The 22748-nt window shown below is 65.0% G+C and carries 23 protein-coding genes and 1 tRNA gene; 11 read left to right on the forward strand and 13 right to left on the reverse strand.

Annotation, left to right across the window (positions count from 1 at the left end):
- The 5 genes from RGQ15_RS01410 to cls form a co-directional block, all read right to left on the reverse strand.
- Complete coding sequence (locus tag RGQ15_RS01410; protein ID WP_311158422.1) at positions 1 to 381, reverse strand: hypothetical protein; 381 nt, start codon at positions 379 to 381, stop codon at positions 1 to 3.
- 10 nt (positions 382 to 391) lie between these two features.
- The gene (locus RGQ15_RS01415; protein ID WP_311158423.1) at positions 392 to 1180 is read right to left on the reverse strand and encodes a DUF6478 family protein; all 789 of its coding nucleotides are present in this window, start codon (positions 1178 to 1180) and stop codon (positions 392 to 394) included.
- Between the two features lie 12 nt (positions 1181 to 1192).
- Positions 1193 to 2926, reverse strand: coding sequence for a dihydroxy-acid dehydratase (ilvD, locus tag RGQ15_RS01420; protein WP_311158424.1), 1734 nt, complete (start codon positions 2924 to 2926; stop codon positions 1193 to 1195).
- A gap of 91 nt (positions 2927 to 3017) precedes the next feature.
- Entirely contained in the window at positions 3018 to 3341 is a 324-nt protein-coding gene (locus RGQ15_RS01425) for a 4a-hydroxytetrahydrobiopterin dehydratase (protein ID WP_311158425.1), read from the reverse strand.
- Between the two features lie 12 nt (positions 3342 to 3353).
- Positions 3354 to 4769, reverse strand: coding sequence for a cardiolipin synthase (gene cls, locus RGQ15_RS01430; protein ID WP_311158426.1), 1416 nt, complete (start codon positions 4767 to 4769; stop codon positions 3354 to 3356).
- Between the two features lie 102 nt (positions 4770 to 4871).
- Here cls and accD point away from each other — a divergent pair, with 102 nt between their 5' ends.
- Positions 4872 to 5840 (forward strand): acetyl-CoA carboxylase, carboxyltransferase subunit beta, encoded by a 969-nt coding sequence (gene accD / locus RGQ15_RS01435; RefSeq protein ID WP_311158427.1) that lies wholly within the window; start codon positions 4872 to 4874, stop codon positions 5838 to 5840.
- A 13-nt stretch (positions 5841 to 5853) separates the two neighbouring features.
- Positions 5854 to 7128, forward strand: coding sequence for a bifunctional folylpolyglutamate synthase/dihydrofolate synthase (locus RGQ15_RS01440; protein WP_311158428.1), 1275 nt, complete (start codon positions 5854 to 5856; stop codon positions 7126 to 7128).
- A 9-nt stretch (positions 7129 to 7137) separates the two neighbouring features.
- Here the strand turns inward: RGQ15_RS01440 and zapE are convergent, their stop codons facing one another.
- Together zapE and RGQ15_RS01450 are read right to left on the reverse strand one after the other, a co-directional pair.
- Positions 7138 to 8244, reverse strand: a complete 1107-nt coding sequence (gene zapE, locus RGQ15_RS01445; RefSeq protein WP_311158429.1) for a cell division protein ZapE — start codon at positions 8242 to 8244, stop codon at positions 7138 to 7140.
- A gap of 63 nt (positions 8245 to 8307) precedes the next feature.
- A complete protein-coding gene (locus RGQ15_RS01450) occupies positions 8308 to 9621 on the reverse strand; it encodes an MFS transporter (protein WP_311158430.1) in 1314 nt (437 codons plus the stop codon).
- Between the two features lie 138 nt (positions 9622 to 9759).
- Between RGQ15_RS01450 and RGQ15_RS01455 the strand changes: the two genes are divergently transcribed.
- Together RGQ15_RS01455 and RGQ15_RS01460 are read left to right on the forward strand one after the other, a co-directional pair.
- Positions 9760 to 10116, forward strand: a complete 357-nt coding sequence (locus RGQ15_RS01455; RefSeq protein WP_311158431.1) for a hypothetical protein — start codon at positions 9760 to 9762, stop codon at positions 10114 to 10116.
- A gap of 74 nt (positions 10117 to 10190) precedes the next feature.
- Positions 10191 to 10406: a hypothetical protein gene (locus RGQ15_RS01460; RefSeq protein ID WP_311158432.1), complete on the forward strand. Its 216-nt coding sequence runs from the start codon at positions 10191 to 10193 to the stop codon at positions 10404 to 10406.
- 45 nt (positions 10407 to 10451) lie between these two features.
- Here RGQ15_RS01460 and RGQ15_RS01465 read toward each other — a convergent pair whose 3' ends face one another.
- On the reverse strand, positions 10452 to 11321 hold the full coding sequence (locus tag RGQ15_RS01465) for a shikimate dehydrogenase family protein (protein WP_311158434.1): 870 nt from the start codon (positions 11319 to 11321) through the stop codon (positions 10452 to 10454).
- Between the two features lie 116 nt (positions 11322 to 11437).
- Between RGQ15_RS01465 and RGQ15_RS01470 the strand changes: the two genes are divergently transcribed.
- Positions 11438 to 12355, forward strand: a complete 918-nt coding sequence (locus tag RGQ15_RS01470; RefSeq protein ID WP_311158435.1) for a LysR family transcriptional regulator — start codon at positions 11438 to 11440, stop codon at positions 12353 to 12355.
- Positions 12356 to 12675: 320 nt separating this feature from the next.
- On the opposite strand, the gene RGQ15_RS01475 is transcribed toward RGQ15_RS01470, so the two are convergent.
- The 4 genes from RGQ15_RS01475 to RGQ15_RS01490 all read right to left on the reverse strand — a co-directional run bounded on the left by RGQ15_RS01475 (position 12676) and on the right by RGQ15_RS01490 (position 16807).
- Positions 12676 to 12751, reverse strand: a tRNA-Thr gene (locus tag RGQ15_RS01475).
- A gap of 54 nt (positions 12752 to 12805) precedes the next feature.
- Positions 12806 to 14554 (reverse strand): heme biosynthesis protein HemY, encoded by a 1749-nt coding sequence (locus RGQ15_RS01480; protein WP_311158436.1) that lies wholly within the window; start codon positions 14552 to 14554, stop codon positions 12806 to 12808.
- Positions 14555 to 14564: 10 nt separating this feature from the next.
- A complete protein-coding gene (locus RGQ15_RS01485) occupies positions 14565 to 15980 on the reverse strand; it encodes a hypothetical protein (RefSeq protein ID WP_311158437.1) in 1416 nt (471 codons plus the stop codon).
- Positions 15981 to 16111: 131 nt separating this feature from the next.
- A complete protein-coding gene (locus RGQ15_RS01490; RefSeq protein WP_311158438.1) occupies positions 16112 to 16807 on the reverse strand; it encodes a uroporphyrinogen-III synthase in 696 nt (231 codons plus the stop codon).
- A gap of 63 nt (positions 16808 to 16870) precedes the next feature.
- Here RGQ15_RS01490 and tsaD point away from each other — a divergent pair, with 63 nt between their 5' ends.
- From tsaD to RGQ15_RS01515, 5 genes are read left to right on the forward strand one after another with little or no spacing between them, the layout of a single operon-like run.
- The gene (tsaD, locus tag RGQ15_RS01495) at positions 16871 to 17941 is read left to right on the forward strand and encodes a tRNA (adenosine(37)-N6)-threonylcarbamoyltransferase complex transferase subunit TsaD (protein WP_311158439.1); all 1071 of its coding nucleotides are present in this window, start codon (positions 16871 to 16873) and stop codon (positions 17939 to 17941) included.
- The gene (locus RGQ15_RS01500) at positions 17938 to 18882 is read left to right on the forward strand and encodes an NAD(P)H-dependent glycerol-3-phosphate dehydrogenase (RefSeq protein WP_311158440.1); all 945 of its coding nucleotides are present in this window, start codon (positions 17938 to 17940) and stop codon (positions 18880 to 18882) included. The genes tsaD and RGQ15_RS01500 overlap by 4 nt, the downstream gene beginning before the upstream one ends.
- On the forward strand, positions 18879 to 19154 hold the full coding sequence (locus RGQ15_RS01505) for a YciI family protein (protein ID WP_311158441.1): 276 nt from the start codon (positions 18879 to 18881) through the stop codon (positions 19152 to 19154). The genes RGQ15_RS01500 and RGQ15_RS01505 overlap by 4 nt, the downstream gene beginning before the upstream one ends.
- A complete protein-coding gene (locus RGQ15_RS01510; RefSeq protein WP_311158442.1) occupies positions 19154 to 19579 on the forward strand; it encodes an EVE domain-containing protein in 426 nt (141 codons plus the stop codon). Before RGQ15_RS01505 ends, RGQ15_RS01510 begins: the two co-directional genes overlap by 1 nt.
- A gap of 49 nt (positions 19580 to 19628) precedes the next feature.
- A complete protein-coding gene (locus RGQ15_RS01515) occupies positions 19629 to 21425 on the forward strand; it encodes an ABC transporter transmembrane domain-containing protein (RefSeq protein WP_311158443.1) in 1797 nt (598 codons plus the stop codon).
- On the opposite strand, the gene RGQ15_RS01520 is transcribed toward RGQ15_RS01515, so the two are convergent.
- A complete protein-coding gene (locus tag RGQ15_RS01520; protein WP_311158444.1) occupies positions 21422 to 21934 on the reverse strand; it encodes a CAP domain-containing protein in 513 nt (170 codons plus the stop codon). The genes RGQ15_RS01515 and RGQ15_RS01520 overlap by 4 nt on opposite strands.
- 102 nt (positions 21935 to 22036) lie before the next feature.
- On the opposite strand from RGQ15_RS01520, the gene RGQ15_RS01525 reads away from it, so the two are divergent.
- Positions 22037 to 22639 (forward strand): LysM and BON domain-containing protein, encoded by a 603-nt coding sequence (locus RGQ15_RS01525; protein WP_311158445.1) that lies wholly within the window; start codon positions 22037 to 22039, stop codon positions 22637 to 22639.
- Positions 22640 to 22748: the final 109 nt, after the last annotated feature.

The following is a 22748-nucleotide window of genomic DNA, read 5'->3' on the forward strand; positions in this document are numbered from 1 at the left end:
TCAGCCTGTCGCGAGCCTGCGGAGTTCCTTCTTGAGAAGCTCCAATTCGCTCCGCATCAGATGAAGCTCGGCCCGCAGATCCTCGTCCACCAGCGTTCCCGCCGCAAGGTTGAGGCTTGCCAGGTGCACGGCGCCCGGTTGCAGGGCTTCTCCATCCTTGCCGGCATCTTCGATAAGCAGGAAGCTCTGGACACCGTCCGAGAGCTTCTCGGGCGGGATGGCTACGGCGACGCGCCACGTGCCGCGATCCCCTCGGGTCACCCGCGCGTCCCCTACACGCGCACCGGAATGAACCAGCACAAGGCGCGTCGGCGCGGCTTCGCGGGTCAGAACTCCCTGCCAGATCCCGCTTTTCAGTCCCAGGGATTCGAAGTCAGACATCACGGCCTTCCTAGAATTCGGCCCGCAGGTGGCGGGAAATAAACAGTTCGCGGATCTCGACCGCATTCATGGCAGGTGAATCGAAGATCAGGTCGAGCCAGATCTTTTCCAGCCGTTTCTCGTTCATCTCGGTATAGGCAAGGTCGAACTCGATGACCTGCTGGCTGGCAAGACCGGGTTCGATCGTCCCGAACTCCTTCACCAATTCATCGGTATTCGGTCCATGCCCGATATTCAGCCGCGAGTAGATTTTCATCGGCCGCTCGATCAGGGCCGATACTTCAAGGCGCAGGATGTGGTTCCGCGTCAGCCCGTCCAGTGCCTCGGTCGGAAGGTCGATCGAAACCGAAAGGAAGTTCCCCGCAAAGCTGAAGACCTCGAGCCGCATGCAATAGGGTGACAGATCCGTGGCGCGGGGGCTGGGAAGTTGTTCAAGAACCATGCTCGGTTCGGGGCAATCGTGCCAAAGCGCGGCGCGATCCCCCAACCGGGTGCCCGGAGCGGGCGCGGCGATCCCGCGCGGAGAGATCTGGCCAGCCATGAAGCCCGGTCGCCAGCGCCAATCGGTGCCGCCCGGCAAATGCAGCGCATCAAGCGCCACGCGCGACACCGCCGCCTTGCGATCGCCGCGCATGAAGAACCTGTTCAGGCTCGCGCGCAGCAGATGGGCCTCCTGCGTCAGCCTGCGAATCCGTGGCGGAGCCATGAACTCGACTTCTTCGGCGATTTCAGCCCATTGGCGAAGTGCCCTTTGCCTGGTCTTACGATCGAGCCATTTGCTGGGTCGGACCGCCATCATGCTGCCCCGTTCTTATTGATCCATATAAACATGCGTTTCCTCGGCGGCTCCGGGATGGGTGACGGCGCCAAAACGCGCCTTGCCGACGAGTTTCGAATATTTCCACAATGCCCCCGAGGCATAATCCGTCATGCGCGGTCCCGTCCAGTCGGCACGGCGACGGGCAAGCTCATCTTCGGGAAGCGCCACGGAAATTTCGCCTTTCGGGGCATCGATGGTGATCATATCGCCATCACGCAGAAAGGCGATCGGGCCGCCATGCGCCGCTTCGGGTCCGACATGTCCGACGCAGAACCCACGCGTCGCGCCCGAAAAGCGCCCATCGGTGATCAGCGCAACCTTCTTGCCCATGCCCTGCCCCGACAGCGCCGCTGTGGTGGCCAGCATCTCGCGCATCCCGGGACCGCCCGCCGGGCCTTCGTTGCGAATGACGATGACATCCCCCTCGCGGTAGTCGCGACGGGTCACGGCTGCGAAGGCGTCCTCTTCGCATTCGAAAACCCGCGCCGGGCCGGTGAACACCTGCGCTTCGGGCGGCATGCCCGCGACCTTCACAATGGCGCCGTCAGGCGCGAGGTTGCCCTTCAGCCCCACCACGCCGCCGGTCTTCGAAAGCGGGTTCGCGACGGAATGGATCACCTTGCCGTCGATCTCGCGATCGACCAGATCCAGCTCTTCTCCGATCGTGCGTCCCGACGCGGTGATGCACTCTTCATGAATCAACCCGGCCTTTCGCAACTCGCGCATCACGACCGGCACGCCCCCCGCCTCGAAAAGATCCTTCGCGACGTAATCCCCGCCCGGCCGAAGGTTCACGAAATAGGGCGTGTCGCGGAAGATGTCGCAGACATCAAACAGGTCGAAGGTCAGCCCCGCCTCATGCGCGATCGCGGGCAGATGCAGCCCGGCATTGGTCGACCCGCCGGTGCAGGCCACGACGCGGGCGGCGTTTTCCAGCGACTTCAGCGTGACCACGTCCCGGGCGCGGATGTTTCGCTCGATCAGGGTCATCACGGCCTCGCCCGACGCAAGCCCGTATTGGTCGCGGCTTTCATAGGGCGCGGGCGCGCCCGAACTGTTCATCAGCGCCAGCCCGATCGCCTCCGAGACGCACGCCATCGTGTTAGCGGTATATTGCCCGCCACAGGCACCCGCAGACGGGCATGCGACGCGCTCGAGGATCTCCAGCTCGGCGTCGGACATGTTGCCCGCCGCATGCTGACCGACCGCCTCGAAGACATCCTGCACGACGACGTCCTTGCCGTTCAGCTTGCCCGGCAGAATCGAACCGCCGTAGATGAAGACCGAAGGCACATTGAGCCGCACCATTGCCATCATCATGCCGGGCAGGGACTTGTCGCAACCGGCCAGTCCCACCAGCGCGTCGTAGCAATGGCCGCGCATCGTCAACTCGACCGTATCCGCGATCCAGTCCCGCGAGGCGAGCGAACTGCGCATCCCCTCATGTCCCATCGCGATCCCGTCGGTCACCGTGATCGTGGTGAATTCGCGCGGACAGCCGCCCCCCTTCTTGACGCCCTGCTTGACCGATTGCGCCTGACGGGCCAGCGCGATGTTGCAAGGCGCAGCCTCGTTCCAGCAGGTCGCGACACCGACCCAGGGCGAATGGATCTCGGCCTCGGAGATGCCCATTGCGTAGAAATAGGAGCGGTGCGGCGCGCGCGACGGACCTTCGGTCACATGGCGACTGGGAAGTCGCGACTTGTCGAAACGATCGTTCTTCAAGGCTCTCTCCTCCGACAGCACATTGGTAGGGCCTGCAGGGCCAAGGGGGCAAGGGCCGTGCGGGAATCCTTCGAACCTTGCCTTTCGCCTTTCAGTCCACGGCCTGGCTCAGCCTTGCCGCCATGATCAGATCATTCAGCGTCACGCCTTTGGCCGAATGCGTGGTGAACGTGATTCGCGCCCAGCCCCAGCCAAAGGCGATATCGGGATGATGCCGCGCCTCCTCGGCCTGCCATGCCGCGAGATTGGCCAGTTGGGCGGCCTGGCGGAATGTCTTGAAATGCCATTCGCGCTCGATCGCGTTGCCATCGGCAACGAGGTTCCATCCAGGAAGCGTCTCGAGCTGCTGCCGTATTTCCTCCTCTCCGATCACGGACGCACCGTCGATGATCGTTTCATCCGCCAATCCGGCCATTTCATCCTCTCCTCACAAGATCGGCGCGGCTAGCGCCAGCAGGTTGTTTCTCAGCCGCCGCCACAGGGACCAGCCGCGAAGCTCGCTGATGGTGATCAGTTCGGCCTCGGCCATGTAACCCTTCTGCCGATCATCAAGCTGGCGGGTCAGGTCGGAATCGACGAAGAGCATGTTCATTTCATAGTTCAGCTCGAAGCTGCGCCGATCCATGTTGGCGCTGCCCAGCATGACCATGCGCCCATCGGCGGTCAGTATCTTCGAGTGCAGCAATCCGCCGTGATAGAGCATCAGCTTCACCCCGGCCGAGACGAGCCCATAGTAGAAGCCTTCCGACGTAGCCTGTACCACCAGGGAATCGTTGCGGGCCGGAAGGATCATCGTGACCTCCACCCCACGCCGCGCGGCCGTCCTGATCGCCGCATCAAGCGAACTGTCCGGGACGTAATAGGGGGTGGTGATGACCAGTCTTTCACGCGCCGCGTGGATCATCGTCACCATGCAGTCCGAAAGCGAACCCTGTCGGTCATCCGGTCCGGTCGCGACGACCTGGGCGATCGCCTTGGTCCGAAGGTCGGGGGGCGCGTATTCCAGCATCTCGCCCAGATCCTCGCCCGAATAGCTCATCCAGTCCTGCAGGAAGACCGCCTGCATCTGGCGCACGACAGGGCCTTCGATCCGCAGGAAGACGTCGATCCAGGGGGCGTAACGCGGTTTGATCGCAAAGGCCCGATCGGCGCAGTTGCGGCTGCCGGTAAAGCCCAGCTCATGGTCGATGACGACGATCTTGCGGTGATTGCGCAGATCCATCCGGCGAAACAGGCTGCCGATGACCGGAAGGCCCAGCGGCAGAGCCTCGACACAGACGACACCCGCCTCGCGCATCTTCGACCAGGCCTCGGATCGGCCGAAGGCGCGCGAACCGAAGGCATCGATCACCGCGCGAACCTTGACCCCGCGAACTGCGGCGCGGATCGCGGCCTCGGCAACCGAACGGCCCGAAGGGTCATCAAGCCAGATGTAGAACAGGATATGGACGTGGTCGCGCGCCTCATCGATCGCGCTGACCAGATCGGCGATTGCCCCGTCATCCTCGGCCAGAAGCTCGGCGCGATTGCCCGTGACCGCGCCAAAACCCGTGGTCGCCCGATTCGCGGCGATGATCGGGGCCGCGAATTCGGGCGGCTGCCTGACCTGCGCAGGGCTTGGCCGCCAAAGCCCCGAAAGCCTGCTGCGTACATTCACCATGTGCTCGACCTCGGCCCCGCGCATGCGAATCTCGCCGAAAAGCACATAGGCAAGGATGCCGACAAGCGGCACGAGCTCGATCACGAGGATCCAGGATAGCCGGACCGTCGGTTCCAATCGGGGACGCAAAAGCACCCGCACGGACACGGCGAGCGCAATTGCATAGTGAATGAACACAAACATCTGGGTCCACATTGCGGCATCAAAGCCCGACCCGCGCGGAATTGCAATTCCGCCTCCGTTTGCCTAAGTGGTCGGCTGAATGCAGCGCAAGGGGCTTCTCGGATGAACTGGATCACCAACTACGTGCGTCCGCGCATCAATTCGCTGTTCTCGCGCCGCGAAGTGCCCGAGAACCTGTGGACCAAATGCCCGGAATGCGGAAATATGCTTTTCCACCGGGAACTTGCCGACAACCTGAATGTTTGCACGAACTGCGACCATCATCTTGCGATCACGCCCCGCGCGCGCTTTGCCGCATTGTTCGATGGCGGCGCCTTCAATGAGGTGAAGGTGCCCGAGCCGGTCGCGGACCCGCTGCAGTTCCGCGACCAGAAGAAATATCCCGACCGGATGAAGGCCGCGCAGAAATCGACCGGTGAGAAAGACGCCATGCTGGTCGCCGAGGGCGAGATGGGTCGCACCCCGATCGTGGCCGCCGCCCAGGACTTTTCCTTCATGGGCGGCTCGATGGGCATGTATGTCGGCAATGCGATCATCGCCGCTGCCGAGCGTGCGGTGAAGCTCAAGCGCCCGCTGGTGCTGTTCTCGGCCGCGGGCGGCGCGCGGATGCAGGAAGGCATCCTGTCCCTGATGCAGATGCCGCGCACCACGGTCGCGGTGCAGATGCTCAAGGAAGCCAAGCTGCCTTATATCGTCGTGCTGACACATCCGACGACCGGCGGCGTCACGGCGAGCTATGCGATGCTGGGCGATATCCAGATCGCCGAGCCGAATGCCCTGATCTGCTTCGCCGGTCCCCGCGTCATCGAACAGACCATCCGCGAGAAACTGCCCGAGGGCTTCCAGCGCGCCGAATATCTGCTGGAGCATGGCATGCTCGACCGCGTGACCCATCGCAAGAAGATGCGCGAAGAGCTGATCTCGATCCTGCGCATCGTGATGCGCCAACCCGCGCCGATCGCGGCCGACCTGCCCGCGCCGGGCAGCATCGCCATGGCTCTGCCCGAAACCGAGTCGGAAGCCGCGCCCGAGGCTCCGCCCGCCGCGCCGGCCGAAACGAAATCATCCTGATCCGGGGCACGACATGTCGATGACCAATTCCGATGCCATCCTAGCCCGGCTGATGCAATTGCATCCGAAAGTCATCGACCTGTCCCTGGACCGGATGGAGCGCATCCTGGCCGCGCTGGGAAATCCGGAACGCCGCATCCCGCCGGTCATTCACGTCGCGGGCACCAATGGCAAGGGCTCGACCCAGGCCATGATCCGCGCCGGGCTCGAGGCGGCGGGGAAGAAAGTCCACGCCTATACCTCACCGCATCTCGCGCATTTTCACGAACGCATCCGGCTCGCAGGAGAGTTGATCAGCGAACCCGACCTCGCCGCGACACTCGAGGAATGCGAGACGGCGAATGGCGGCGAGCCGATCACCTATTTCGAGATCACGACCGCGGCGGCATTCCTCGCATTCTCGCGCATCGAGGCAGACTACACGCTTCTGGAAGTCGGGCTTGGCGGACGGCTGGATGCGACCAATGTCGTCGATCAGCCCGTTCTGACCGTCATCACCCCGGTCAGCATCGACCATACCCAATTCCTGGGTGAGACGCTGACCGAAATCGCCGGCGAAAAGGCCGGGATCATCAAGCGTGGCGTGCCCTGCATCGTCGCGCCGCAGGAACCCGAGGGCCGCGAGGTCATCGAGGCGCGGGCCGAGGCGCTGGCCGCCCCCCTGCGCATCGCGCGACAGGACTGGGACAGCTACAGCGAACATGGGCGGCTGGTCTATTTCGACGAACGCGGTCTTCTTGACTTGCCGCTTCCGAACCTGCCCGGCCCACATCAGATCATCAATGCGGGGACTGCCATCGCGGCTCTGCGCGAACTGGGTTACGCAAACACCGAAGCCGAGGCCGCCGTGACGCGCGCCGAATGGCCCGCCCGGATGCAGCGCCTGGCACGCGGCCCGCTGGTTGAGGCTGCGGGGGATTGCGAACTGTGGCTGGATGGCGGCCACAATCCCGCCGGGGGCGAGGCCGTCGCGGCGACGTTGGCATCCATGCCCGGCCGTCCCACCCATCTGATCTGCGGCATGCTGAACACCAAGGATGTCGAGGGCTACATGCGCCCGCTTGCCCAGCATGTCCGCAGCCTGATCGCAGTACCGATCCCTGGCGCCGAGGCCACGCTGCCGGCAGAGGCAACCGAATGCGCCGCGATGAATTGCGGCATCGCCGCGACGACGGCGCCGGACACGCTGGACGCGGTCCGCCGCATCTCGCTCGAGGAACCGGGGGCGAGGATCTTGATCTGTGGCTCGCTTTATCTCGCCGGCGAGGTTCTGAGGGATAACGGCTAAGACGCAGCCTCAGCCCCTGCCCCAATCGGCATCGCGCATCTCGTGCAGACGGCTGGCGGTGCGTTCGAACTCGAATGCGCCTTCGCCCTCGGCGTAAAGCCGTTCCGGATTGTCTGCCGCACTGGCGATCAGGCGCACCTTGGCTTCGTAAAGTGCATCGATCAGGGTCACGAAGCGCTTGGCCTCGTTGTAGTTCGACTGGCTCAGCCGCGGAATCGAATCGATGAACAACAGATCCAGCGCCTCGGCCATGGCAAGGTAGTCGGCCGGGCCAAGCGGCTTGCCGCAAAGCTCCCAGAAGCTTGCGCGGCCGATCCGCCCGACATGTTCGGGGATTTCGACCTTGCGACCCTTGACCTCGAGCATCAGCGGCTGGGCTGGCGCGCCTGCAGTTTCCTCGCGCCAAAGCAGGTCCATATGGCTGCGGGCAATGCTGTCGGCGGGCGTGAACCAGACCTGCCCGCCTTCGTCACGGTTCTGTCGATGATCCGTGGCACTGGCCAGTTCGATCACCTCGAGCCGCTCGCGCAGCAGCGCGATGAAGGGCAGGAAAAGCTGGCGGTTCAGCCCGTTCTTGTACAGATCCTCGGGCACGCGGTTCGAGGTGGTGACCACCGTCACCCCTTCTTCGAACAGGATCTGGAACAGGCGTCCCACGATCATGGCATCCGCGATATCGGTGATCTGCATCTCATCGAAGCAGAGAAGCTTCACCTTTTCCGCAATGGATCTTGCCACCGGTCGGACCACATCCTGCTGTCCGGTCTTGCGCACGGCTTCCAGAGCGCCCTGCACTTCCTGCATGAATTCATGGAAATGCACGCGGCGCTTCTGATCGAGCGGTGCGGCATCCATCACCAGGTCCATCAGCATGGACTTGCCGCGACCGACCCCGCCCCAAAGGTAGATCCCCTTGACGGGGGGCGTGTCCGCGGCACCGTTGCCGGGCTTCATCAACCGCGACAGCCAGCCCGATTTCTGGGCCTGTGGCGCGGGCCGCGCGGCCAGATCGCGAACCAGGCGGTCAAGGGCGGGCAGCACGCCGCGCTGCGCGTCATCGGGAGCAAGCTGGCCTGCCTTGACGCGGGCCTCGTAGAGTTCGGAAACAGTCGCCATATGTGCCCCCTGCCAAAGAAAGCACCGGCCCGCAAGGGCCGGTGCCGGCCAATCGCCGCAGTTTCAGCCGATCGCACGGTCCCGCGTTTCGGGGCCGATCATCAGCGTGGTCACCGCCGCCAGAACAAGCAGCGCGGCAAAGGCGCCGATCGCGATCCCGAAGCCCTGGGCCACGACCAGACCCAGCAGTGATGGGGCCAGCAACCCGCCTACCCGCGCGACCGCGCTTGCGGTGCCCATGCCGGTGGCCCGCAGTCCGGTCGGGTAAAGTTCGGGCGTGATCGCATAGAGCGCGCCCCAGGTTCCCAGCAGGGCAAAGCTCATCAGCAACAGCGCAAGCCCGCCCATCAGCGGTGTCGTGGCCAGCGTGAAAAGGAAGCAGCCAGCTGCGCTGAGGACAAGGAAAAGCTGAAGCGTCAGCTTGCGTCCCCAGGCCTCGACCCCGAAAGCGGCGAGCGCATAGCCGGGGATCTGGGCGAGAGCCAGCAGAACAAGGAAACCATAGCTTTTCACGAAACCGGCTCCGCCGGAAACCAGCTGAGAGGGAAGCCAGACGAACACGCCGTAATAGGACACCGACACAAGAAACCACGTGGCGAAGATGGCAAGGCTGCGTCGACGCAACTCGGGCCCGAAGATGCCTTGGCCGACCTCGGGCGCGGCTGGCGCCACAAGGCGGGTTTCCGGGCCCAGATGGCGCGCGCCATTGCCCGCAAGGACGCGGTTGACGACGGCGCGGGCCTTTTCCTCTTTCCCGTGCCGCAGAAGGAACATCGGCGATTCCGGAACCCAGAGCCGCATGACGACACCGATCACCGCCGGCAGGGCGGCGACGCCGAAGATCCAGCGCCAGGCCTCGGCGGCACCTGCCAGATGGGCGATCCAGGCCGTCAAGGCGATCACGATGGTGCCGACGGCCCAAAAGCCTTCAAGCCAGACCAGCCAGCGCCCGCGATTCCTCGGCGGCAGGAATTCTGCCATCAGCGCGTAATCGACGGGCAAGGTGCCTCCGACCGCCATGCCGGTCAGGAAGCGCAACGCCAGAAGCATCGTGAAATCCTGCGCAAAGGCAGAAGCCAGGCCGAAGAGGGCATCGCAGAGCACTGTCAGCAGCAGCACGTTCCTGCGCCCGATCCGGTCTGCGATCCGACCGAACAGGGTGGCTCCGGCAAACATGCCCAGGAAGAACAGCGTTCCTGTCTGCAGCGCCTGCGGCACGGTCAGCCCGAAGCTGGTCGCGATCGAGGCCGCCGTGAAACCGATCGCCAGGACCTGCATCGCATCGGCAGCCCAGACCAGGCCGAAAATTCCCAGCAGACGCTGCTGGAAACGCCCTGCCCCGCCGTGCGTCAGCGCCTCGTCGACGGTCATGTCCATGATCTTCCCCAATCCCGACTCGGAAATTTGGCGTCATATGTTCACAACTTCGCGGGCAATGCCACCATGGGAGGGCAATGGCCAAGCCAAGCCTTGCGCTCTGCCGCGCAAATGGGCGAAGTCGCCGGAATGATCAGGATGCGGCCCCAGCCAGACGAAAGGATTGCCCGCGCGCTCCGCCTGTGGCTCGGAACGCTTGCGGTCCTGCTGATGGCTGCCCTGCCGGGACCGGTCGCGCCCGAGCGCAGCGGTCTTCCCAGCCATTTCTCGCTCGCCCGGATCGAGCCGGCGCTGGTGACGCAACAGGCGGGTGCGGTGGTCCTTCGGCACGAGGCCGTACAGCTCAGGCCGCTGCCCGCCGCGACGAAGCCGCCCTGTATCGTGCCGGTTGCGCCTTCTGCGCCCGCTACGCTGCTTTTGGCCGGGGTGGAACTTGTCCTTCCCGCCTCGCGCAGCCCGCCGACTGCCCGCGCCCGCGCACCCCCGTTGTCCTGAGTTCGCACATTCGTTGTCCTGCGTTTCACGTGGAAACGCGGGGCGCCAACTCATGCGTTCAATAGGACATCCCCATGACCATCGAATTCCGCGACCCGGCCCCGAGCCGGACGATCGAACATGATCGCCAGCCCCATTTCGTCCCGCCACCGCCGCAGCGGCCACAGGCGCCCGAGCTGCCACGCCGGACCACGACCGAGCAGCGTTCACCGAAATCGGTGCTGCTTCACTGGTTGCTGATGCTGGGAGGCTGTGCCGCCATCACCCTGATCGGGCGCTGGCTGAGCTAGCAGCGCAATGCGAAGGGCGGCCGAAGGGGCCGCCCTGATATTCGATCAATAGCTGATCGCCGCATGTTCCCTCAGTTCCTCGACCGGGGGACGACCGAAGCCGAAAAATTCGAGATAGGCCGGTATCTGTTCGAAAAGCATGTCGGTCCCGACCTGGTAGCGGCAGCCGCGTGCCGCGGCCGCCGCGAGAAACGGGGTCATTTCCGATTTCATCACCACTTCACCCACGAAGGCCGAGGGGTCGATCCGCTCGACATCCATGGGCAGCGGGTCATCGGCATTCATCCCAAGGGGCGAGGCATTGACCACGAGGTCGAACCCGGCGGGGTCCTTCGCGCCGGTCGTCACGACCAGTTCGGCATAGGCGGACCGCAACCGGCCAGCCAGAGCATCGGCACTTGCCGCGCTGGGATCGAACAGCGCCAACCGGGCGATGCCGGCCTTGGCCAGCGAGGCCGCGATGGCCGAGCCGACCCCGCCGCAGCCCACCACCAGGGCCGAGCGCCCGGCCAATTGCTGTCCCTTGCCAAGAACGCCCGCGACGAAACCCTCGCCGTCGAACATGTCGGCTTCAAGCCGACCATCCTCGGCCAATCGCAAAGCATTCGCAGAGCCCGCGATCTGCGCGGTGACCGACACGCGATCGGCAAGCTCGACCGTGGCGACCTTGTGCGGCATGGTGATCAGTGCGCCATGAATATTCGAAAGCCGGAACAGAAGCGGCAGGAATGCCGCATAATCGGCTGGCTTGCATCCCATCGGAACGACCACCGCGTCGATGCCGCGATGCTCGAACCAGGGATTGTAGATCATGGGCGCCTTGAAGGTGCTCGTCGGATAGCCCAGATGCGCAATCAGTTTCGTCGTGCCGCGGATCATGTCCTGCCCCCAGTTCTGCAAACCCCGGCGCGACATGGCAGTTCACACCGTGCTGCAGCCTTCGCAGGCAGGGCGCGTTACGTCAAATATCATTCTCCACCCCAACGTAACATCGTGTTAACTCGCATGGATCGCAGGAGGGAGGCCAGGCAATGAGCCAGTTGACGATCCGCCAGGTCGAAGTGATCCGTGCGGTCATGATGGCCGGCACCATTCAGGGCGCGGCCGCACTGTTGAACGTTTCTGCACCCGGCATCTCGCGGCTTGTGAAATATTCCGAGGAGTCGCTGGGCCTTCGCCTCTTCGATCGCAAGGGGGGGCTTTTCGTCCCCTCTGCCGAAGCCGCGGCGATCTTCGAGATGATCCACCAGGTCCATCGCCAGATGGACAACCTGAACAACGCCGTGAAGGCCCTGCGCAAGGGCGAGGATGTCCGGCTGTCCTTCGCCTCTGCCCCTTCAATCGCGCAGTTCATCGCCGCACGGGTGATCCGTCGCGTCCGCTCGCGCTTTCCCGATCTTTTCATCGACCTCAACATCCTCAAGATCGAGGAAACGACCGATTATCTTCTGCTCGACCGCGGAGAATTCGTCGTCATGAGCTCGGCCGTCGCCAATCCCGCGCTCAGCAGCGTGCCCCTTGCGACGGGCCGGCTGATGGTCATCGTGCCCGACGGCCACCGACTGGCCCAGAAGGCGGCGATCTCGGTCCATGACCTCGAGGGGGAGGATTTCATCGGCGTCGATCCTGACGACCCCTATGGCGCGGCGCTGGCCCGGCCCTTTGTCGAGGCGGGCGTGACTCCCAGCTTCACGATGCGCGGCCGCTTCGCCCAGACGGTGGTCAGCCTTGTCCGCCACGGACTTGGCGTCGCGCTGATCGACGAATTTTCGGTCGCCGAAGTCTACATGCCCGGCCTGACGCGCAGGCCACTGGTCGAGGAAGCCGGAATCACCGCATGGGTCGTCACGCGCAAGGGCCGCCCCCTGTCGAGCTATGCCGAGCTGACGATCGAGAATTTCCGTCGCGAGATGGCTGCTGCGATCTCCAGGCAGGATTGGGATCACTGATCGCCGCAATCACGACATCCGGAATAGATGCGGAAGTTTCGAGGATATCAACCTGACGCGCCTGCATGGCGGGGGTTGAAGCAATTCCTCTCGGGATGGAAAGAACCCAAGCCCTGATGGATTGGCAGAACGAGAGTGCTATCCGGACCTACATCAGGATTGAAGTCGCGGCACCGGCAGAGCCATCGGCTATCACAGGCGCTGCCCAGATCGTTACCCAGACATGACCGCAGTCTCAAACCGACAGGAAAATGGCCTTCGCAGAAAAGAAAGAACCCGCGTCACCATCAGAGGTCACGCGGGTTTTTCTTTCAAGGAAGTGGTGCCGGTGAAGGGACTCGAACCCCCGACCCCATCATTACGAATGACGTGCTCTACCAGCTGAGCTACACCGGCACTTTCCTTGTGCCGCGCCGGATAGCAGGTTCCGCCGCAGCCGAAAAGGGGGTGTCAGTATTTTTTACCGACAACCCGCTCATCTTCTTCCGGCGGCTCGACATCCGGTCGCACCGGCAAGATGTCCGAAGATGCCGAAAGACCCGAACGGACAGGCTCGGCCGGGGCTGCAACAGGTGTCGGCTTGGGTGCGACAACCTCGGGTTCGGGGTCTGTGACCGTCATCGCGGGCTCTGCCTCTGCTCGCACGGTCGCGACCTTGCGGTAATCCGATTCGCGCGGGACCATGCCGGGTGCAACCACCGCGATCTCGTCCACGGCCCCTTGCGGCTTGGCCCGCCCATCTGAGGCCGGGCCAAGATCCTTGGCAGGCGGGGCATCGGCGATGGATTCCGCCGGCGCAACGACCGGCTCGGCGGGCTTGCCGACCAGCAGCGGCAGCATTTCGACGCCGTTCGGGACAATCCCCGCCCCGGCGGTCGCGCTGTCGGGCTCGCGCCAGGTCAGGGTATCGAACCCGCCGCAACTGTCACAGACAGGCGACCAATCGGCCATCACATTGTGGCATTTGTCGCAGACCCATTGCGGCCCGCGGCTTGCCACCAGGGCCTTGGCGAGAATTCCGCGAACGACCGAATCGTCCGACCCTTCCCCCCGCTCGACCGCGGCAAGAATGGAAAGCGAACGCACTGTCGGGTGCTTCTGCGCCAGATCGCCGAGCGACCGGCGCGCGCCGGGGAAATCCTCTGCCGCAAGCAGCAATTCCGCCTTCAGCAGCTTGCTTTCCTCATCGCCGGGATTCTGCTTGATGAGGGTTTCGAAGCGGCGCAGCCGGGCGGCCGGGGTCTCGTCAGGGACGATTTCGGCATAGGTTGCGGCGACCGAGGGGTGTGGCCGCACGCTCCAGGTCTTTTGCAGCACACGGCTCGCGTTTCGGGCATCGTTCTGCGCGATGTAGCTGCGCGCGGCCAGGACCGCGGCCGGGATCAGGTCGGGGCTGGCGCGGTTGGCCGAAATCGCGGCCTCGCGCGCGCTGATCGAATTGCCCTCGGCCAGAACTTCGGAAGCTTCCTTCAGGGCCAGAACGGCGTCGCGCCGAATATGCACATCCTGCGGCAGCTGCCCTTGCTTGCGCTTGTCCTTGAGGACCGAGCGCGCGCCTTTCCAGTCACCCTGACGGGTCTGCAGCTGCAAGAGCGTATCCTGGATCTCGGCATGCTTGGGTTTCAGCGCATAGGCCTTTTCGGCCAATTTCAGCGCGGTTTCGGTTTCGCCCGCATCCAGCTTTTGCCGCATCAGGCCGCGAATGCCCACGAACCGTGTCCGATCATCGGAAAGCAGCCGACGATAAACTTCGCCCGCCTTGCGCCGATCACCGGCAACCTCGGCGGCCTGAGCGGCCAGCAGATCCGTCAGATGCGGTTTGTTGAGGAATTTCGCGGCCTTCACCGCCTTGTCCTGCGCCAGTCGACCTTCGCCAGAGGCGACGGCCAGCATGCCCTCTGACAGGGCCTCATATCCCTTGCGCTCGCGCGACCGGGCGAAATAGCGGTTCACGGCCGTCTCATCGCCCAGCAGGAAGCGGAGGAAGGCCAGCAGGATGCCGATCACCTTCACCACGAGCCAGCCGACCAGCAGAAGAAGAACCAGTCCGATCAGGGCCTGAACGGGACCCAGCGAATACTCGACGCCACCATAGACCACGCGCAGGGCGTGGCCAGTTTCGGAAAGATGGACGGCGCCCAGCGTGATCGCCAGGACGACCGCGAAGAAAATCAGGATTTTCAGAGCAGATAGAATCATGTCCTGTCCCTCACCGGCTGCCGGCGACCAGCGCCGCCATGGCCGCATTCGCCTCGACCCAGATCTTCGCCCGGCCGATCCAATCGGACATGGCCTGCTGGCCCGCCTGCGGCAGGGCTGCGACTTCGTCCAGCGCGCCCTTGACATCGCCGGCCTCGATCGCGGCATCGGCCCGCGACAGGATCGCGTCGGGGTCGCTGCCCTCGCGCGGTTGAACCGATCTCGCCCCGGTCTGCACCCGCAGGAAATTGCTGATCATGTCCATCGCACCTCCTGAATCCGCCTCGGCATCCAGCGAGGCGCGCAGGCCGGCGCGCGCGGCGGCGGGGAACTCGCTGCGCAACTGCTCGAGCCGGGGGATGTCACCTGTCAGGACAGAAGGAACCTCGACCCCTGCGGCAGAAAGCTCGTCCAGGGCCTGGTCTCGGGCAGCGCCTGCTTCGATCGCGGCCTGCAGCGCGCTGGCGGCCGTGGCGGCCTGGGCGCGGCGGTTTGCATCCGCCGAACTTTGCTGCAGTTCCTCGGCCTGCTTGGCGAGGTTCTGTACCTGCTCGGCGGTGGCGGGATCGACTGTCGGGCGGGCCGCAAGTTCGTCGATTCGGGCCTGCTGGGCATTCACCCTGTCGGCCAGCTCATCCAATTCGGCTTGCGAGACGGCCGGCGTGGTCTGGACGGGGGCCGCCGGGGCCTGCCCCTCGGTCGGCGCTGCCGGCCTGCTGGCCAGATCCGCAAGGGACTTTTCCAGCGCGGCAATCTTGTCGGTGATCTCGGCCGGAATTTCCAGAGGCGCGGCAGCGGGCTGTTCGGGGGGGGCCGTGTCCGCAAGCAGCTGGCGCGCCGCATCGGCTCCTGCATCGGCCGAGCGCGACGTCAGATCGTCCATCCGCGCTTCGATTTCACTGCGCGCGGTTTCGCTGGCGGCTTGCCGGGCAGCCTCGATCTGCGCCTCCGGGTCGGCGGCCTCGACCTGAAGCGGTTGAAGCGAAGGGGGCAGATGTGGGATCGCCCAATAGGTTGCGGCCGCGCCGAGCCCTGCGGCGACGACCCCGCCGAGGAAGGTCGGGAAGAAGCCGACCTTGCGCACTTCGACCTTCGTTTCCGTGCGCGGCGGAGGCGCGGTTTCGACCGCAGCCTTTTTCGCGGCCTCGGTCGCAGAGGCAGGCGCGACATCCTGCTTGGGGTCCGGGCGGCTGACCGGCGGCACCGGGCTTGCGGCGGCCGCCTCGGGCGCGAGGGTCGAACCGGCTGGCCCGGACGTCCGCTTGCTGGCGGCAGGGGTCGAGGCCCCCGCGCCCACCAGCGAGGACTCGATCTGCTGCTTGGGCTCGGAGACAGCTTCGCCACCCGGCTCGCCCGCCTTGACGGGGCTTGATTCGACCGCCGTTTCGGCTGCGGGTTTCTTCGCTGTGCTCTTTTCGGGGCTCACGGCAGCTTCGCTTGGTTTGTTTTCTGGCTTTTTCACTGTGCTTCCCCGTTCCTTTTCAGCTTGACGCCCGCTGGGCCGCGGCCTCGTCCCCGCCTTGATCTGGCGCAGCCTGACACACCTTCGCAAGCAGTCTAGTCGGCACCTTTCGGCGCCTCAACCCGCCGTAGATATGTAAGTTCCTCTCGGACAAGAGCTGCAACCGCAGATCGCATCCCCGCCGCATCCGGCGTCTGGGCGATGCGGAATGCAGCAAAACCGGCCCGCCATTCGGCAAGGGCGGCCCGGCTGATCGCAGCGACATATAAGTTGGCCTTGGCCCCCTGCGCCCAGTCCGATACCAGCCGCGACGATCGCGGCGAGAAAACCGGCACGATCACCTGACCGGGCCGCGCCAGCAGGTCCGCGGCGGCGGAACTCGCGCCCTGCGGCAGCTGATCATAGACAACGACGCCCGGAACCGGCAGCGCACGTGCGACATGCGCGCCATGGGGATGCATCCAACCCGCGCCCAGATCGTCCAGCAGCGGCATCATGCGCGCCGCGTCGCCCGGCCCTTCGGTCACGGAAAATCCTGCCTCGCGCGCGGCAAGCGCCGTCGCCGGGCCAACGCAGATCGCCGGCCGGCCCCGTCCCTCACCCCCATGGGGAACGGCATGTACCGACGTGAAGACCAGACCCTTTGCTGCCTGCAGGGGCGCGGGATCATGCGCGACGGGCACGATGTGCAGCACCGGCGAGATGAGCAGGTCAAGCCCCAGCTCGGCCAGCCCTGCGGCAAAGCGTCGCGAGGCATCCTCGGGGCGGGTCAGCAGAAGGGTTGGCGGCATGGCAATTGGCCGGTGCTGGTGCTAGTTGGATATGCCTAGGCCCTTGGCCGCGCCGAAACAAGGATGAGCATGTCACTGACATTTCTGGGTATCGAAAGCAGTTGCGACGACACGGCCGCCGCCGTCGTGCGCGATGACGGTACGATCCTTTCTTCGGTCGTGGCGGGGCAGACCGAGCTGCACGCAGATTTCGGCGGCGTCGTCCCCGAGATCGCGGCGCGCGCCCATGCCGAAAAGCTGGATATCTGCGTCGAACGGGCGCTGAGCGATGCCGGGCTGTCGCTGTCCGAACTGGACGGGATTGCCGTCACCGCCGGACCCGGTCTCATTGGCGGCGTCCTGTCTGGCGTCATGCTGGCCAAGGGGCTTGCGGTCGGGACCGGCCTGCCGCTGGTCGGAGTAAACCACCTTGCTGGCCATGCCCTGACGCCGCGTCTGACCGATCACGTCGAATACCCCTACCTGATGCTTCTGGTTTCGGGCGGGCATTGCCAGTTCCTGTCGGTCAGGGGCCCCGAGGATTTCACAAGGCTTGGTGGCACGATCGACGATGCCCCCGGCGAGGCATTCGACAAGGTCGCAAAGCTTCTGGGGCTGCCGCAACCCGGTGGCCCCGCTGTCGAAGACGCCGCCCGCCGGGGCAACCCGAAGCGTTTCGCCTTGCCTCGCCCGCTTCTGGATCGCCCCGGCTGCGACATGAGCTTTTCGGGTCTCAAGACCGCAGTCTTGCGCCAGCGCGATGAACTGGTCGCGGCACAGGGCGGGCTTCACGAACAGGATCGCGACGATATCTGCGCGGGTTTCCAGGCGGCCGTCGCCGATGTGCTGGCCGAAAAGACCCGCCGCGCGCTGGCCGCGGCCCCGGCGCCTGTGCTCGCAGTAGCCGGAGGCGTGGCCGCCAACCAGACCCTGCGCGCGGCCCTCAAGGCCGTCGCGGCCAAGGCCGGGGCCGAATTCATCGCCCCGCCGCTGCGTCTGTGCACCGACAATGCCGCGATGATCGCCTGGGCAGGGATCGAGGCGTTCAACGCGGGTCAGCGCGATGGCATGGATCTGGCGGCCCGGCCGCGATGGCCGCTCGACCGCAATTCGGCACCAATGCTTGGCGCAGGCAAACGCGGGGCCAAGGCATGAGCATCGCGGTGATCGGCGCGGGCGCCTTCGGAACCGCGCTTGCCCTGAGCCTGGCCGGCAAGACGGATGTCACGCTTTGGGGCCGGGATACAGCCTGGGCGGAAAGGCGAGAAAACCCCCGACTGCCGGGCATAGCCCTGCCCCGGTCCTTGCAGGTGACCGATCGCCTCGACAAGATCGGGGCCAGGACCATCCTGCTCGCGCTGCCGGCCCAGACCTTGGGCGGCTTCCTGGCCGACCATGCCGCGCGCTTCGACGGTCGCGACCTTGTCAGTTGCGCCAAGGGAATTGATCTCGTCACCCTGAACGGACCTTCTGCACTGATCGCCCAGGCCTGCCCACGGTCGAATGTCGCCGTCCTGACCGGCCCGAGCTTTGCTGCCGACATCGCGCGTGGCCTGCCGACGGCACTGACGCTGGCATGCGCCGACGCGGCCACCGCCGAGCATCTGCAGCGCGACCTCTCGACGGCTTCGCTGCGGCTTTACCGCACCACCGATGTGGCTGGTGCCGAACTGGGCGGCGCGTTGAAAAACGTCATCGCGATCGCCGCGGGTGCCGCGATCGGTGCGGGCTTCGGCGACAGTGCCCGCGCGAGTATCGTCACCCGTGGCTTCGCCGAGATGACCCGGCTCGCCGCAGCTCTTGGCGCCCGCCCGGAAACGCTGACCGGGCTTTCCGGCCTTGGCGATCTGGTCCTGACCTGCACCTCGGACCAGTCGCGCAACTTCCGCTACGGGCTTGCCCTGGGTGCCGGGGATGACTTCGCGGCGGGAACGACCGTCGAAGGCGCCGCCACCGCTCGCGCCGTCGCGGCCCTTGCGCCGCGCCTTGGCGTCGAACTGCCGATTTCGCAACTGGTGGCGGGTCTTGCCGAGGGCCGCATCGCCATGGAACATGCGCTCGACATTTTGCTCAACCGCCCCCTGAAGGAGGAATGATGCCCCTTTTCGCCGTGATCTGCCGCGACAAACCCGGCCACCTGCAGACCCGTCTCGACACCCGTGAAAAGCACCTCGCCTTCCTGGGCGAAAATCCCGGCCTGCAGCTTGCTGGCCCCTTTGTCGAGAACGGCTCTCCGGTCGGCTCGCTTCTGATCGTCGAGGCCGCCGATCTGGGCAGCGCAAGCAACTGGGCCGAGAAGGACCCCTATAACATCGCCGGGCTCTTCGCCTCGGTCGAGGTCGTCGAATGGAAGAAGGTGATCGGCTGATGGCATTCTGGCTTTTCAAGTCCGAACCCGATGTCTTCAGCTTCGACGACCTGATCGCGAAGGGAGAAAAGGGCGAGCAGTGGGATGGTGTCCGCAACTACCAGGCGCGCAACAACATGCGCGCGATGCAGGTGGGTGAACGGGGACTGTTCTATCATTCGAATATCGGCAAGGAGGTTGTCGGCATTTGCGAGGTCGTCGCCCCGGCCCATCCGGATTCGACCGCTGACGATCCGAAATGGGAATGCGTCGACATCAAGGCCTTGGCACGCGTGAACCGCCCCGTGACCCTTGATGACGCCAAGGTCGAGCCGCGTCTGTCGAAGATGGTGCTGGTGAACAATTCGCGTCTTTCGGTCCAGCCGGTCGCCGATGACGAGTGGGAGGTGATCCTGGAACTTGCGGGCGGAACGCAAGAGCTCTGAGGAATGAGGCAGCCGGGGCCTGGCGGCGCCGGCCACCCAGGGAGGAAAAATGGCACGCGGCCCAAAGATCATCGCCGACCGTCCGACAACGAAACGCATCGGCGCGCTGCGCGCGCTCTGGCCGTTCATCCGGCCATATCGCGGGCTGCTTGCCGCAGCCATGCTGGCACTGGCAGTCACGGCTGGCATCAGCCTTGTCCTGCCCCTGGCCGTGCGCCGCGTCGTGGATGGTTTCGACGCCGGGGCGCATCTTCTGGACCAGTATTTCGGCGCGGCCCTTGGCATTGTCGCCCTGCTCGCGATCGGGACGGGGCTGCGCTACTATCTCGTCACCCGGCTGGGTGAACGGGTCGTGGCCGATATGCGTGCAGCGGTCTTCGATCGGGTCATCACCCTTAGCCCCGCCTTCTATGAACGTGTCCTGACCGGCGAAATCATCAGCCGGATCACGACGGATACGACCCTGATCCAGTCGGTGATCGGCTCGTCCGTATCGATCGCGCTTCGCAATTTCATGATCCTGCTTGGCGGGATGTTCATGCTGATCTGGACATCTTCCAAGCTCTCGGGACTGGTCCTGTTGCTCGTGCCGCTGGTAATCGTGCCGATCATCGTCCTTGGCCGAAGGCTGCGCGCGCTGTCCCGCGAAAACCAGGACTGGATCGCGCAAAGTTCCGGGGCTGCCTCGGAAAGCCTGCTATCTGCGCAGACCGTGCAAGCCTTCACCCATGAAGAGCCGACGCGCCGCCGTTTCCGCGACGTGACCGAGAAATCCTACGGTGCCGCCATGCGCCGCGTGAGCACGCGCACGATGATGACGGTGATCGTCATCTTCCTGATCTTCTCGGGCGTGCTTGGGGTGCTGTGGATCGGTGCACGCGATGTCCGCACCGAAGTCATGACCGTGGGCGAGCTTGTCCAGTTCGTGATCTACGCCGTCATGGTCGCGGGCGCGGTTGGCGCCCTTTCCGAGATCTGGGGAGAACTGCAGCGCGCCGCCGGCGCCACCGAAAGGCTTACCGAGCTTCTGAGTGCCGAGGATACGCTGACCGATCCGGTCCAGCCTGCCCCCTTGCCCTTGCCTGCCAAGGGCAGCATCAGCTTCGAGAATGTGACGTTCCACTATCCTTCGCGACCGGACGTCTCGGCGCTTGAAGGCGTTTCGCTTGAGATCGCCCCGGGCGAGACGGTCGCGCTGGTTGGCCCTTCGGGCGCGGGCAAAACGACCGTGGTGCAATTGCTGCTGCGGTTCTGGGACCCGGCCTCGGGTCGCGTCCGGCTTGACGGGATCGACCTGCGCGACATGGCGCGGGCGGATTTCCGTCAGGCCATGGCGCTGGTGCCGCAGGACCCGGTTATCTTCGCCACGACTGCGCGCGAGAACATCCGCTTCGGCCGTCCCGGCGCGTCCGATGCCGAGGTCGAGGCAGCGGCCCGTGCGGCCCATGCCCACGAATTCCTGTCGGCCCTGCCCGACGGATATGACAGCTATGTCGGCGAACGCGGCGTGATGCTGTCGGGCGGGCAAAAGCAGCGTATCGCCATCGCGCGCGCCATGCTGCGGGATACGCCGATCCTGTTGCTGGACGAGGCAACAAGCGCGTTGGACGCCGAATCCGAACGCTTTGTTCAGGCGGCAGTCGACAAGCTTTCGCGCGACCGCACCACGATCATCGTGGCCCACCGGCTTGCCACCGTGAAGAAGGCCGACCGCATCATTGTATTCGATCACGGTCAAATCGTCGCGCAGGGCAGCCATGAAGAACTTGTGGCCCAAGGCGGGCTTTACGCGCGGCTCGCCCGATTGCAATTCACCGAAGGCGCCGAGCTGCAGGCGGTGGGCTAGCGCGGTGCGGCATAGACGGCAGACCAGAACACCGTCTTGCCGTCCGCGCCGACCGCGCGCCCAATACCGAAATCGCGCATCTGGGGGTTCAGGATATTGGCGGCATGCCCGCGCGATCCGGACCAAACCTGCAGCGCGCTTTGCATCGTGAAGGGGCCTGCGGCGATGTTTTCGGCCACGATCCTGGGGGCATAGCCCTGCGCCTTGACGCGCTGCATCGGCCCGCTGGTTGCACCGCGATGCGTCATTCGCCCCCGTTTCGCCATGTCGCAAGCCTGGCGCGCTGCCGCCTGCGCAAGGCGCGGATCGGCCCGAAGCGCATTCAGCCCGTTTGCCCCGCGGATCGCGTTGGTCGCGCTTGCTGCCTCGGCATTCGTCCTTCCCGATGTCGTCTCGCAGCGCGGCGCGCTTGTCCCGGTGACCTGCGGACCCGAGCTTGCATCGCCCCCGCCCACGCAGGCCCCCAGGAGGAAACTCAAGACCACCGCGATCGAACCCGTTTGTGCCATTTTCGACAATCCTGATTTTCCAGCCATTCCGGCCTCACCACCAAGGAACCGTCCGGGGGGCCTGATTGTTTCGAGATCGAACCAACGCGGAAAGGACAGGACATGGCTATCTGGGACTTCGTGAAGGATGCAGGCAAATCAATCTTCGGCTCGGAAGCAAAGGCCGCCGAGGCGCCCACGGCCGCCGAGACGGAGCAGAGCGAGACAGACCGCAAGGTCGCCGCCCTGAAGCAGGAACTGACCGAACTGGGCCTTACGTCCAAGGACGTGCATCTGACGCTGCGCGGCGGTGACACCGTGGTGATCTCGGGCCAGGCACGCGATCAGGAAACCATGGAAAAGCTGATCCTTGCCGTGGGCAACATCAAGGGGATTGCCCATGTCGAACTGGCCGAGGACCCAGGCAAGTCGGCGGGGTTCGGAGCAGCGCATGCCGCCCCACCGCCCTCGGCGCCTCCGGGCGGGGCCGAGATGACCCCGACCCAGACCACGCCGGAGCCTGCCGCCGTGCCCGCTTCAGCGCCCGCCGAATTCCGCGAGCCCGTGTTCCATACCGTCCAGAAGGGTGAGACACTCTCGGCGATTGCCCAGGAATATCTTGGCAAGGCCAGTCGATATCCCGAGATCTTCGAAGCAAACAAGCCGATGCTGAGCGACCCCGACAAGATCTACCCGGGCCAGATGCTGCGCATCCCGCAGGAATGACCTAACGTCCTGACGCTGCGTAGTGCGGCTGACGGGCGGGGCTGGTGTCTTGCCCGTCACCCGGATTTCGGCACATTCTCCGGCTCTGTAGGGGTTCACCCGAATGACG

This window comes from Paracoccus sp. MBLB3053 (assembly GCF_031822435.1).
In the GTDB taxonomy this organism is placed as follows: Bacteria; Pseudomonadota; Alphaproteobacteria; order Rhodobacterales; family Rhodobacteraceae; genus Paracoccus; species Paracoccus aurantius.